At 38.9% G+C, this 13396-nt stretch carries 19 protein-coding genes; all 19 read left to right on the top strand.

Annotated elements, in window-relative coordinates; translation table 11 throughout:
* Positions 1–193: 193 nt before the first annotated feature.
* On the top strand, positions 194–595 hold the full coding sequence (locus tag LKD20_RS02155; protein ID WP_227720753.1) for a RusA family crossover junction endodeoxyribonuclease: 402 nt from the start codon (positions 194–196) through the stop codon (positions 593–595).
* 4 nt (positions 596–599) lie between these two features.
* On the top strand, positions 600–932 hold the full coding sequence (locus LKD20_RS02150) for a DUF4406 domain-containing protein (protein WP_227720752.1): 333 nt from the start codon (positions 600–602) through the stop codon (positions 930–932).
* A 17-nt stretch (positions 933–949) separates the two neighbouring features.
* Complete coding sequence (locus LKD20_RS02145; protein WP_227720751.1) at positions 950–1201, top strand: DUF6275 family protein; 252 nt, start codon at positions 950–952, stop codon at positions 1199–1201.
* A complete protein-coding gene (locus tag LKD20_RS02140; protein ID WP_227720750.1) occupies positions 1198–1650 on the top strand; it encodes a class I SAM-dependent methyltransferase in 453 nt (150 codons plus the stop codon). The genes LKD20_RS02145 and LKD20_RS02140 overlap by 4 nt, the downstream gene beginning before the upstream one ends.
* Positions 1651–1660: 10 nt before the next feature.
* Positions 1661–1834 (top strand): hypothetical protein, encoded by a 174-nt coding sequence (locus tag LKD20_RS02135; RefSeq protein WP_227720749.1) that lies wholly within the window; start codon positions 1661–1663, stop codon positions 1832–1834.
* 122 nt (positions 1835–1956) lie between these two features.
* The gene (locus LKD20_RS02130; protein WP_227720748.1) at positions 1957–2418 is read left to right on the top strand and encodes a hypothetical protein; all 462 of its coding nucleotides are present in this window, start codon (positions 1957–1959) and stop codon (positions 2416–2418) included.
* A gap of 338 nt (positions 2419–2756) precedes the next feature.
* A complete protein-coding gene (locus LKD20_RS02125; RefSeq protein ID WP_227720747.1) occupies positions 2757–3203 on the top strand; it encodes a helix-turn-helix domain-containing protein in 447 nt (148 codons plus the stop codon).
* A complete protein-coding gene (locus LKD20_RS02120) occupies positions 3190–4641 on the top strand; it encodes a terminase (protein WP_227720746.1) in 1452 nt (483 codons plus the stop codon). The genes LKD20_RS02125 and LKD20_RS02120 overlap by 14 nt, the downstream gene beginning before the upstream one ends.
* 24 nt (positions 4642–4665) lie before the next feature.
* Entirely contained in the window at positions 4666–4848 is a 183-nt protein-coding gene (locus LKD20_RS02115) for a hypothetical protein (RefSeq protein ID WP_227720745.1), read from the top strand.
* A 1-nt stretch (position 4849) separates the two neighbouring features.
* Positions 4850–6577 carry a portal protein gene (locus LKD20_RS02110; RefSeq protein WP_227720744.1) on the top strand — a complete coding sequence of 576 codons (1728 nt, stop codon included), beginning with the start codon at positions 4850–4852 and terminating at the stop codon, positions 6575–6577.
* Positions 6578–6889, top strand: a complete 312-nt coding sequence (locus LKD20_RS02105; RefSeq protein WP_227720743.1) for a hypothetical protein — start codon at positions 6578–6580, stop codon at positions 6887–6889.
* Complete coding sequence (locus LKD20_RS02100; protein ID WP_227720742.1) at positions 6882–7532, top strand: hypothetical protein; 651 nt, start codon at positions 6882–6884, stop codon at positions 7530–7532. Before LKD20_RS02105 ends, LKD20_RS02100 begins: the two co-directional genes overlap by 8 nt.
* Positions 7533–7551: 19 nt before the next feature.
* Positions 7552–8547: a major capsid protein gene (locus LKD20_RS02095; protein ID WP_227720741.1), complete on the top strand. Its 996-nt coding sequence runs from the start codon at positions 7552–7554 to the stop codon at positions 8545–8547.
* Positions 8548–8567: 20 nt separating this feature from the next.
* Entirely contained in the window at positions 8568–8924 is a 357-nt protein-coding gene (locus tag LKD20_RS02090; protein ID WP_227720740.1) for a hypothetical protein, read from the top strand.
* A gap of 11 nt (positions 8925–8935) precedes the next feature.
* The gene (locus LKD20_RS02085; protein WP_227720739.1) at positions 8936–9367 is read left to right on the top strand and encodes a hypothetical protein; all 432 of its coding nucleotides are present in this window, start codon (positions 8936–8938) and stop codon (positions 9365–9367) included.
* Between the two features lie 53 nt (positions 9368–9420).
* Positions 9421–10014 carry a phage connector family protein gene (locus LKD20_RS02080; RefSeq protein WP_227720738.1) on the top strand — a complete coding sequence of 198 codons (594 nt, stop codon included), beginning with the start codon at positions 9421–9423 and terminating at the stop codon, positions 10012–10014.
* Complete coding sequence (locus tag LKD20_RS02075) at positions 10014–12332, top strand: phage tail protein (RefSeq protein ID WP_227720737.1); 2319 nt, start codon at positions 10014–10016, stop codon at positions 12330–12332. Before LKD20_RS02080 ends, LKD20_RS02075 begins: the two co-directional genes overlap by 1 nt.
* Positions 12316–12825, top strand: a complete 510-nt coding sequence (locus LKD20_RS02070) for a hypothetical protein (protein ID WP_227720736.1) — start codon at positions 12316–12318, stop codon at positions 12823–12825. Before LKD20_RS02075 ends, LKD20_RS02070 begins: the two co-directional genes overlap by 17 nt.
* Positions 12798–13394: a virion core protein, T7 gp14 family gene (locus tag LKD20_RS02065; RefSeq protein WP_227720735.1), complete on the top strand. Its 597-nt coding sequence runs from the start codon at positions 12798–12800 to the stop codon at positions 13392–13394. The genes LKD20_RS02070 and LKD20_RS02065 overlap by 28 nt, the downstream gene beginning before the upstream one ends.
* Positions 13395–13396: the final 2 nt, after the last annotated feature.

The following is a 13396-nucleotide window of genomic DNA, read 5'->3' as shown; positions in this document are numbered from 1 at the left end:
CTTATATATATATATAGGTATGTCTTTATATTTGTCCCAATGTAAGGTGGATTCAAGCTAAGGGGGTAAGGAAAAGGATTTCTGAAATCATCCTTTTCTTACCTCTTCCCCTTAGGTTGAACCCTACATTACAAAAGGGCTTTGAAAATTGTATTAGTTAATTAGAATATATGTTCTATAAAGGAGTGATGTATTGGTTATTGAATTTTTCATTCCTCTTAAAAAGGTTCCTACTGTTACACATCAAACTAAGCAGGTGAATACACAACATGGTAAGCCTATCTTTTATGAATCCGATAAGTTGAAACATGCTAAACAAATATTCTTAGATGGTTTAGCTGATCATGTTCCTAATGAACCATTAGAGGGACCTATTCGATTGGTTACCAAGTGGTGTTTCGGTAAAGCGAATTGCAAAGCGCCATATTGGAAGACCACTCGACCAGATACAGATAATCTCATTAAGTTATTTAAGGACTGTATGACCAAGTTGAATTACTGGAATGATGATGCTCAAGTCTGTAGTGAAATTACAGAAAAGTACTGGAATCCAGTTACAGGAATTTGGGTACATATTGAAACGTTGAAAGGTTGATGCTATGAAGAAAAAATTAGTTTATGTTGCTCACCCATTTGGGGGCAAAGAAAGCAATCGTAAAAAGATTGATGTGATCATGGGAGATTTGGTTTTAAATGATACCAGTCATGACTACATTTCCCCAATTCATAACTTTGGGTATGTATATCTAACTGGTGACGATTACCAACGAGGGTTAGACATTTGTTTAAGTCTACTTGGACATTGTGACATTTTAGTATTGTGTCCTGATTGGGAATCTAGCCGAGGTTGTAATGGCGAATTTGAGTTCGCTAAGAAACATAGTATTTCTACTTTTACATTGAGTGAATGGAAAGCATTAAATCGGATTTGATAAAGGAGACTAAAAATATGTACGAATTACAAACAAAGGCAATTGAAGCAGCTCGTAAAGTGTTGATTGAAAATTTAGGCTATCAAACTGTTGAACCAGAAGATATGTTCATTGTTTGGTTTTGTAAAACCCTACAAAACTGGAAAGCCATTGTTAGTGGTCGGACTATCGAAGAATTTATCGAAGTAACACACAATGGTGATCGTAATGAAACATATGTTGATGTGTACTGCAAAACTAAAAATGTGTGTATTAAAGATAATCAATGAAAATACTAGATGCTTGTTGTGGTTCTAAAATGTTTTGGTTTGATAAAGAGCATGAAAGTGCTTTATATATGGATAATCGAACTTTAGACACAACGCTATGCGACGGCAGAAAGTTAGTAGTCAACCCAGATGTAGTAGCAGATTTTAAAAACATGCCTTTTGATGATGAAACGTTTTATTTGGTTATCTTTGATCCGCCGCATTTAAAAAATGCAGGTGATACATCATATTTAAAAGCTAAATATGGAACGCTAGGGCCTAGCTGGAAAGATGATATTAAGCAAGGTCTTGCAGAATGCTGGCGAGTGCTCAAAGAAAATGGCACGCTTATTTTTAAATGGAATGAGGAGCAGGTGCTATTTTCCGATGTAAAAAGGCTATTGCCTAGCAAGCCAATAATTGGACAACGTAGGGGCAAGACAATATGGTTAGTATTTTTTAAGGAGTGAGTATTAATATATGAATGAATACCAACTTATTAAACAAATAGGTGAATGCCCTAAATGTGGATGCAAGGAATTTATTGTAAATTCAAAGGTTGATGGTGAGGTTTCTTATTTTGTAAATCTAGATGGTAAAGAGTGTGATAATTCGGAAATGTATTCAGGGTTAGATTACCACTATGACGAATAGTGCGTTTGTGCGAAGTGTGAAAACAAACTATTTAAATATAAAGATTATTATGCTAGTGGTGATTTTTTGCTTGAATAAAATAACGAAAATAAATGATTGGTGTTTTTCAAGGAAGTGGTCCTATGGTAGAACTTAGTAAAAAAGAATATCGTGAACTTGCATATGAGTATCTACACGAAGCAAGTAAGGCAGCATTGAGGATTAAATCGTTAAAGCGTAATATCCAACGTATTAAAAGCGATATAACATCATTGCGTGCAGTAAACTACGGGAAAGAACGAGTAGACGGTGGTGAACCATCAGGAATTGAAGATGATATTAATCGGCTACTAAACATGGAAATGAGGTATAAACGTCAAATCCATGAACTACTGACTAAACGTGATGATGCTTGTCATATGATCGATACATTAACTAATACGGTTGGCTCCATTATCCTCATGCAACAATATATCAATGGTATGTCTGCTAAGGGGGCTTATTCATTTGTTGGTTACGGTGAATCGCAAGGTAAAGAATATAAGAATTTGGCACTCGTAGAGCTTGGGTATAAACTCCGACGGAAATCGGCGGTAAACGGCTAATATCGACCTTTTAAGCCCACTATATCTATGATATATTGTAAGTGGAAGAACATGAGTTCATCTTCTAAGCATTTAGAGTACCAAACGCAAAAAGGCGCATCTTAATTGATGTGCCTTTTTTGTTACAAAAAATTATGACACAAATACACTGCATCAAGCACAAATGCTTGAATAATAAAAATGGAATATGTACGGCCAATGAGATATTTTATGACGGCCTATGTCAATCCTATATTACGCATTCAAGCGCTAGCAAAAATTCATGCGGATTATGTGTAAGGAAAAATGGGAAGATGATTCGCAAGGGCGGTAATACATTAAAGTGAGGTGATGATCCATTGCGAGTAAATAGAAAAAACTGGCTAACTGACCCAGATAATTTATTGCGTGCGGAAGGTTGGGCTCGTGATGGCCTTACTGATGAGCAAATAGCAAAAAATATAGGTATTTCGATTAGAACTTTATACGACTGGAAAAAGAGTTCGCCGCAGTTTTTGCAGTCCCTTAAAAGAGGGAAGGAAGTCATTGACCTTGAAGTTGAAAATGCATTACATAAACGTGCTATAGGTTACGAATATGAAGAGAAAACATACGAGAATGGAAAGCTTGTTAAAGTTGTAAAGAAACAACAGCCTCCGGATGTTACGGCTCAAATATTCTGGCTGAAAAACCGTAATCCTGAAAAGTGGAGAGATACTAAAAATATCGATGTCAAAGGTGAGCTTACGGTGTCTGCTATGGATAAATTAAAAGCTGCACGGGAGAAAGCTAATGGAAAAACATGATGAGTTAATAGAGGCATTAGGCGCTCTTACACATGATCCATTAGCGTTTGTATATTTTGCCTATCCTTGGGGGGAGCCGGGGACGCCATTGGAGAATATGGAAGGGCCTGATGAATGGCAAATACAAATCTTAAAAGACATCGGTGAACAATTAAAGAAGGGCAAAGACCTACAAACTGCTATCCAAGAAGCGGTAGCATCTGGCCATGGTATCGGTAAATCAGCACTGATATCATGGCTTATTCATTTTGCCATATCTACTCATGAGAATACTCGTGGTGTAGTTACGGCTAATACAGAAGGTCAGCTCAGAACAAAAACATGGCCAGAGCTTAGTAAGTGGCACAATATGTTCATTGCTAAAGATTTATTTACGTATACGGCAACAGCTATATTCAGTAGTGATAAAGACTATGAAAAAACATGGCGTATTGATGCTATTCCTTGGAGTAAGAATTCCCCTGAATCATTCGCCGGTCTTCACAATCAAGGTAATCGGATATTGGTTCTATTTGATGAAGCCTCTGCTATTGATGATGTCATTTGGGAAGTAACTGAAGGGGCTCTTACAGATGCTAACACGGAAATTATTTGGTGTGCATTTGGTAACCCAACTCGTAATAGTGGGCGGTTCCGTGAATGTTTTAGAAAATATAGAAAGTTCTGGAATACATATCAGATTGATAGTAGAACTGTTAAGATATCTAACAAAGCTAAGATTGAAGAATGGTTAGAGGCTTACGGTGAGGATTCCGACTTCTTCAAAGTTCGTGTGCGTGGTGTGTTCCCTTCCGCATCAGATTTGCAATTCATCTCTACTGAAATTGCTGACAAAGCACAAAAACAATCTTATAAGCCGGGAGCATTTGAACATCTACCTGTAATCATTGGTGTGGATCCTGCGTGGACTGGTTCAGACTCCTTAGAAATAGTAATGCGTCAAGGTTACTCTATGAAGTCGCTTGCATCTATTCCTAAGAATGATGATGATTGGCGCATGGCTCAACTGATTGCTCAGTTCGAGGACGAATACAAAGCTGATGCCGTATTTATCGATATGGGGTATGGAACAGGGATATATTCCATTGGTAAGCAGTTAGGGCGCAAATGGCGGTTGATTGAATTTGGCGGTAAGAGTAATGACCCTGTATACCTAAATATGAGGGCGTATATGTGGGGACAAATGAAAGAATGGCTCCGTGAGGGTGGTTCTATTCCACCAAATGACCAAGCCTTATACGATGATATCGTAGGGCCTGAAGCGATCATTGATAAGAATGGTCGCATTCAGCTTGAAAGTAAAAAAGATATGAAAGACCGAGGGTTACCATCTCCGAATAAAGGTGATGCTCTTGCCTTGACCTTTGCTGCGCGGGTCGTTAAAAAAAGCGAAACAGGCAATAGGATTGTAGCTAATACAAGTTACAGTCCTTTTTAATTTGTTAGAAAGCGAGGAATAAAGATGTGTATGAAGAGTGCATCTGCTAACTATACACCACCTGCTCCAGCTCCAACTGTTCAAACGAATATGAGTAATCAGACTGGTGAGGAAATGGCAGAAACTAAACGTAAATTCAAACGTGGCTTTGAATCTACTATCTTAGGTCCGACTATTGGCGGCCAGAAATCAATTTTAGGGGGATAGCATGGCGGAAATGGAATCTTTACTGGCTAGACAACCTACGGAGGCCGTTAGGCCTGTTAGGCGTGATTATACGAAGTTGAGAAAAAAATTCTCTCAGCTATTTAATGCGCAGCAACGATATGTAAATAAGTGGAAGCAGTTGCGTGACTATCAGTTGCCGTTTATTGGTCAATTTGATGGTGAAGAAGACCAATCTGAACCTTACAATGGTAAAATCCTAAACCCTGTAGCTTGGGAAAGTTGCCAAATATTTGCCAGTGGTGTTATGAGCGGACTTACTCCACCAAGCCGTAAATGGTTTAAGCTAACCATGGAGAATATCGATGTAGCAGCTAATAGCCAAGTCGCTGAATTATTGGATGAACGAGAGGAAATCTTGTATGCGGTTCTTGCTAAATCTAATTTCTACAGCGTAGTTCACCAAGTTTACATGGAACTAACCATGGGACAGGCTCCTATGGGAATATTTGCTGATAGTGAATCTGGTGTTCGTTTCACATCGTATCCGATAGGTACCTATGCTATTAGCACTAACAGCAAGGAAATCGTAAATATTTTTGGTCGTAAATACAAAATGACAGTTGATCAGATTGTCGAACAGTTCGGGTATGAAAATTGTCCGGATAACATAAAGAATATTTACGATAACGGAAATAGCTTGCAACAATCATTCATAGTCAATTGGTTTGTTGAGCCTAACAAAGACCGTAAGGATAAGTTAGGACGTCGCAATATGCCATACTCGTCCATTTATTGGGTTGAAGGCAGCAATAGTGATGAAGTGTTATATCATGGCGGTTTTGAGGAATGGCCAATTCCAATCGCTCGGCATACGTCGATGGACTTGAATGGTTACGGTAAGGGTGCTGCATGGTTTGCGCAACCAGATTCACAAATGCTGCAGAAGTTGGAATTCGATTATCTAACAGCTGTTGAATTGGGTGTTAAGCCTCCTATGCAAGCACCATCTGATGTTATCAGTACAGTTAACTTGTATCCGGGTGGCATTACAGAGATTGAGGGGCAACATAAAGTTGAACCGATGTTTGCAGTACAGTCTAATTTACAGGATATTCAAAATAAGATTGCAGTAACAGAGGATTCAATCAAGAGAGCCTATAGTGCAGATTTATTCTTGATGTTAGACCAAATCGATAAGGGCCAGATGACGGCTCGTGAGGTTATGGAGAGAACTCAAGAAAAATTACAGCAATTAGGTCCTGTGGTTGAACGGTTACTCTCTGAATTCTTGAATCCAATCATTGAACGTGTGTATTCGGTACTAGATCGTGCCGGTGTATTTCCACCTGTTGATGATGAGGAACTCTTAGACCAATTAAACGGTCAAGAAGTGAAGATTGAATATATTTCACCACTTGCCCAAGCGCAAAAGATGAGTTCACTGGTAAATATCGAACAGTATTTTGCGTTTATTATGTCTTTGGCACAAGCTAATCCTAATATCGTCAACAAGTTCAACTTTGAGGAAGCGGCCAATACATACGGTGTAAATCTCGGTGTTCCGGCTAAGATTATTCGTTCAGATGATGAATATCAAGAAATCTTAGCACAACAAGCACAGGCACAGGCTGAACAGGAGCAGCAAATGCAGTTAATGCAAGCGGCTCAACTAGCACCTCAAATGGCTAGTGCGGCCAAACAAGCAACAGATGCCGCCAACGATGGCAATCCTGCATTACAGCAGTGGCTAGGAATGGACGGTATCTAGATGAAGAAAACAATTAAAGATTATATGCAAGAGCGAGATATGCAAGCTCTCAACCACGTACTTAGCACAGAGCTAGGTAGGTGGTTTTTTTGTCGCCTAATGGATCGCTCGGGCATATTAAAGCAATCGTTTACTGGAAATAGTGAAACATATTTCAACGAAGGAAAACGGAAGGTGGGATTGCTATTCCATTGGGACCTAAACAAATTAGGCATTGATGGAGTTAAACAATACCACCTTGCACAGCTCGAATATATCGGGCAACAAGAATATTTTAATAATTTAGTCGATAAGGAGAAACAAAATGGCTGATGACAATATGGGTGCTAACAATAACATGACTGGCAATGAACCGGGCGCGAATCCGGACCAAAATAATCCTACGCCACCTACTGAACCACCTGCTAAACCAGATGGTGAAGGTAGTAATCCATCTGTACTAGGCGGTGATAATACGCCACCTGCTGAACCAACAGTTTATGATTTCAAATCCGTGTTCCCTGAAGGTACTGAACTTGATGAAACTGTATCTGCAGACTTTAGTAAGTTACTTAACCAAGTTGGTGCAACACAGGAACAGGCTGTTGAATTAGCTAAATTTGGCAGTCAGTATGCACAAAATATCTTGACTGCTTATCAAGAGCAGCAAGAGCAAGCGATCATTGAAAAACAACAAGCGGATTATGAACACGCCAAAAAGGAATTAGGCGGTAAATTCGATGAAACTGTAGCGCTTGCAGGCAAAGGCATCGAAGCACTAACTAAAGCGGTACCGGAATTACGTCAATTACTTGTTGATAGTCACATCGACAACAATATCAACATGATTAAGGTATTTGCGGCCGTTGGTGAAATGGTTCAGGAAGACCCGGGTAAAGGTACAAGACAAGCTGGAACCGGTCAAAATTCTGATGAAGAAGCAGCAAAACGAAAAATGTATCCATCTATGTATTAAGAAATGAGGTAAATAATTAATGGCTACAATTGGAACTCAAAATTTAACACTTTTAGATTTGCAAAAACGAATGGATCCTAATGGTAATGTCGCTCAAATTATTGAGCAATTGGACCAATCCACTGAAATCATTCAAGATATGACGATGGTCGAATGTAACCAAGGGTCTAGCTTTGTAACGACTGTACGTACTGGTTTGCCAGATGTTACATGGCGTAAATTATATGGCGGTGTTCAAGCGTCTAAATCCTCCACACGTCAAATTACCGACAATTGCGGTATGCTTGAAGCATATTCGCAAACTGATAAAGCGCTTGTTGATAAATCCAAAGATAAAGCATCCTTCCGTGCAACTGAAGATAAAGCATTCGTTGAATCCATGGGGCAGGAATTATGTCGTACAATCTTCTATGGCGATGAAAATACGCCAGAAAAATTCATTGGCTTGGCTCCTCGGTTCAATACTCTTGATATTAAGAAGGCAGCAAGTGCAGAAAATATTCTTGATGCAGGTGGCACAGGTAACTTGGCATCTATTTGGCTTGTTGGTTGGGGTCCTTTGTCCGTTCATGGCATTTATCCTGAAGGTTCTGCAGCAGGCTTGCACCAAGAAGATAAAGGCGTTGTTACGGTAACTAAAGACGATGGTTCCATGTTCGAGGCATATCGCACTCACTTTAAACATGATGTTGGTTTGACTGTACGGGATTGGCGAAACGTAGTTCGTATTGCTAATATCGATGTTACGAAATTGACAAATGATGCTAAAGCCGGTGCAGATCTTATCAACTTAATGATTGAAGCGGAAGAACGTATTCCTAACCTTGGTGGTGTTCGTCCAGTTTGGTATATGAACCGTACCTTGCGTACATTCTTACGTTTGCAAAAGAACACAAAACATGGTTCCACTATCACTGAAGATATGGAAATGGGTAAACTTGTTACTCGTGCAAACGGTGTGCCAGTTCGTAAAATTGATGCATTGTTAAGCACTGAATCTCGTGTTATTGCGTAAAAAGAAAGGGACATAATTCAATGATTATTGATACTCAAAATACATTCTTTTGGAAAAAAGAAATCACTGCAAATACAAATTCTGATGTAGTGATGAATGGGAATGGTGGCGATGCTGCCGTTGCCTTATGGTTGTATATTCGTTTAGATAAAGATGTTACGGGTACGCCTTTATTTAATGTTTACACTTCTGATAAAGAAAATATGGCTGATGCTGTATTGCTAACCGGAATTACATTACCACAGAACTCTAAAGCTGGCACAGAATACAAAGGTCGACTTCCTGCAGGTGCTAAAAAGTTTATTCGTATCAATGCGAATAATATGACTGCCGCTACGATTACATCATTCTTAACAGATGGTGTGAATTTGAAATAAGAGGTGAGACTATGATTTTTACAGCTAACGTAATGATGTACCATGGTAATCGTGGATTAATTCAAGAAGGTGAAACTATTAATTTCTCTGAAGAAGAAATTAAAGAATTTGAGCCTGATTATTTCAAACAGCTTTTCTCTGGTAACGAAGATGAAGTAGCAAAAATCTTTAACCCAAAATCTAAGGCTAAAGACAAAGAACCGTCTACTGAAACTCAGCCTCCTGAAACAGAACAGGGTGACAAAAATCCACCAGATGAAAATACTGAAGGTGACAATACAGGCAATGAAAATCCACCAGATGAAAATACTGAAGGTGACAATACAGGCAATGAAAATCCACCAGATGAAAATACTGAAGGTGACAATACAGGCAATGAAAATCCACCAGATGAAAAGCCTAAGAAAACAAACAAAAAGAAAACCGATACTACGGAAGAATAAGTGACAATATGAGGGGTGCTTATGCATCCCTCTATTACCATATAGGGGGAAATATGACACCTACTGATATTTGTAATCAAGCACTTGCATTAATTAACGCAGGATTGCTTTATTCACTTGAAGAAGAAACAGAGCAAGGTCGCCAATGCCGTATGCAATATGACCCAACTAGACAGTTGGTATTGCGACAATTTGAATGGAATTTTGCTCGAAAAAATGAAAAATTGGTATTGTCCGCCCATAAAATTAATGGGTGGAATTATGTATATGCATATCCTGAAAAGTGTATCCGCATTTTAGGTGTTATTCCGCAAGGCGATCGCTTCCATGCTGAATCGCAACCGGAATACAACATATTTAATATTGGAAATAACAAAAAATGCATAGTGAGCGATATGCCACTAGCATTCATTGATTATATATATGACGTGACAGATTTAGACGTTTGGGATTCGATATCCTTGTATATGTTGCAATGCAAATTGGCTAGTGCATTAGCTATGCCGCTTACTGGGGATAGAGGATTGTTTGACCAAGCTTACAAATTGTATCAAGCGGCAGTTCAAGAGGCTAAAGGGATGAACGCAAAGGAGCGTAAACAAGATACAGTATATATATCTAGCTATGTGAAAGCGAGGGATTGGTAATGAGTAATCCTCTTTATATATCGCAATTAGCATTTACAACTGGCGAGGTGTCGCCGGATGTATCGAGTCGATTTGATTTGGAGCAATACAAAAGTGCCTTATTGGAATCGGAGAATGTGGTTATTCGTCCATATGGAGCCGTTGCAAAACGTCAAGGCAGCCAATACGTGGGGCAAGTTAAATATAGTGATAAGCCAACACGATTATTTGAATTTACGACAAACACCAATAATTCTTTCATGCTCGAATTTGGTGACAAATATATTCGTGTATGGAATTACGGAATTTATACCGGTATTGAAATTACGACTCCTTTCACTAGCGATATATTGTTTGATTTAAATTGTAACCAATCTGGTGATGTTATGTTCATCTGTAGTGGCAAGTACCCTATTCAAACGCTATCACGATATAGTGATACTGACTGGAGAATGAGTACATATAAGCTAACTGAACAACCTTATGATGAAATCAACACGGACAATGGGCATACATTGACAGTTAATGGCGATACGATCACATCCACAAAAGACCTCTTCACACAAGATATGGTAGGTAGTGTTATTCAGATTGCATATTACGTTGAGGCGGTACATACTAAGTCAGTTGGTGAAGTGGTAGAGAAAAAAGTAAAACGCTATATGCAAGCACAGACTATCGAAAAAACCTACAACAACATCAATTACAATGTTGGAGCATTTAGTACTGATACCGAGTTATCATGGAAATTCACAACGCACGGCACATGGGAGGGTACAGTCAAGTTACAGATTTCTAACAATGACGGTCAGACTTGGAAAGATTACAGAACGTATACATCTAAGAATGACTACAATGTTACTGATACAGGAAAGATAGAGTCTGGAGCAAGGCTTAAATATGTATCGGATATTAAGAGTGGTTCTGTGAATTGCGACTTATCTATTATGCCGTTCACTCAATATGGTATCGTTGAGATTAAAAGCGTAACTGATGCTAAGAATGCAAAGGTTAATGTTCTGAATGGTATTAAAGAGGGTGAGCCTAGCTACCAATGGAAATTAGGCAGTTGGAATAGAGGCAGAGGTTATCCTAAACTTTGTACATTCTATCAAGACCGATTTGTAGTTGCTGCTACTGATAGCAAGCCTAACTTCATATGGTTTAGCCGTACTGGTGATTATCCAAATTTTGGTGTCGAAAAGGTGGAAGGCACTATCACAGATGATAGTGCAATCACCTTGCCGGTTATTAATCGCAAGATGTGTGAGATTCGTCATCTCGTACCAGCTAACGATCTAATCATTCTTACAAGCGGTAATGAGTGGATTGTAAGAGGTGATAAAACCATTACGCCTACCAACTGCAATTTAAAAACACAAACCCAACGAGGGGCCTTATCGTGTGAACCTCAATTCATAGGTAATCGGTGCGTGTTTGTTCAAGAGCGTGGCGGTACTGTTCGTGATATGGGTTACTCTTATGAGAGCGACAACTACACAGGGCAAGACCTTACATTGTTTGTTAAAACATTGGTTAAAGGTCATCTGGCAGTAACAAGTGCTTATGCACAAGACCCTGACAGTATTATTTATTACGTTCGAGATGACGGGCAACTCAACTGTTTAACTTATATCCCAGAACAAAAAGTGTATGGATGGTCGCACTTTGTAACGAATGGTAAATATCGATATGTAGAGAGTGTAGCAGAGGGTGAGCAAGACACAATCTATTTTGTTGTGGATCGTGTGATTAATAATAAGAGTGTGAAATGCATTGAACGTAGTATTCCGTTGTATACAGAAGATAACTCCGATGTGTTCTTAGATTGCTATGTTAAAGTCGCTAATTCAATTAAGACTGATTACATCAACGCACCTCATTTAGTAGGGCAAATGGTAGACATAGTAATTGATGGACAACAGATGCCATCTAGGGTAGTACCACCAACTGGTGTTATTAAATTGGATGGCAAAGCAAATGTAATTACTGTTGGTTTGCCTTACACTACTAAAATTAAAATACCTAACGTAGAACAACAAATAAACGATGGTACTTTACAAGGCCGAGTTGCTACAGTATCAAGAGTAGTGCTTCGCATGTATAAATCGTTTGGCGGTAAAGTTGGCCGTACATTTGACAGAATGGATGATATTACATTACCACCAAATGAATTGTTTACAGGTGATAAGCCTGTAATCCTACCTAAAATGGGAATAAATTATTCAACCGATACATCGATATGTATTAAGCATAGTGATCCATTCCCATTTAATTTATTATCGATAACTCGTATTGTTGAAATTGGCGGAGGACTAAGAGATGTTCCGGGACTATAAAATTAACGAAATTGAGCCTACACGGCGAGATAAATTAATTCAGGACCTAGAAGTTAACCTAAGGGAAATAGACGCCATAGAAGTCCAAGAGGTGAATCGTTTATACCCTTTCAAAGATTTCTGTTCCGAGATTTGCAAATCTGATTATGATAGCCATGTCGTTGTAGAAGACGATGTGGCTATTTGCGTATATGGGATTGCAAAAGAACCAGTTAACGGAATGTATGGGATTTATTTTCTAGGTAATAAAGTATTAGAAAACGATATGCGATGGCAGATGTGTTTTATCAAGTTAAGCAATCAAGTTATTGCTGAATGGTTAGAGACTCGAGAATGGTTATTTAATTACGTTCACACAACTAACATAAAAACGAAACGATGGCTCGAATCGATTGGAGCCGTTATTCATCCAACTGTAAAAGTTGGTGATTTAGAATTATTTACTCTCAAGAAGGAGGACTTCATATGTGCTTACCCGCAGCGGCAATCTTAACCGCAGTCAGTACCGGCATAGGGATGATTGCGCAACATCAACAAACAAAAGCGCAAATTTCAATGTACAACGCCCAAGCACAAGCGGCTGAGGCTAATAAGCGAATATCTGACCGCAAACAAGAACAAATTGCTATGCAACAATTACAAGAGCGGGACAAGATGGATAACCGCATGAAGCTTGTAGCTGGCACAAATGCAGCCGAGGCAGGGGCAGGAGGATTGCAAATGGCAGGGTCCCCATTACAATTGATGGCATCTAGTTATGATGAATACAACAAAGACATCTACAATTGGGAACAAAATAAGAATAATGCTATTTACAATGAATATTTGAACGGTATGAACTATCAGAATGAGGCTAATGCCGCACGTGCTTCTGCTAAAAATGCACGACGTCAAGGCAATTTGGCAATGGTAGGTAGCATTCTTGGTGCCGCATCATCTATGTATGGTATTAAACAACAATACGCAGGTGGCAAGATGACGACTATATATGGTGGTGACCCTGTAGGATATACAGATAAAGGCCCAGTCGTAACTGTTAAGCGTGATTATAAAATGAGGTAGGA

It is taken from the genome of Veillonella fallax (assembly GCF_020687175.1).
Lineage (GTDB): Bacteria > Bacillota > Negativicutes > Veillonellales > Veillonellaceae > Veillonella > Veillonella fallax.
Note: the sequence above shows the minus strand (reverse complement) of the source record. Positions and strands in the feature narration are given on the sequence as shown.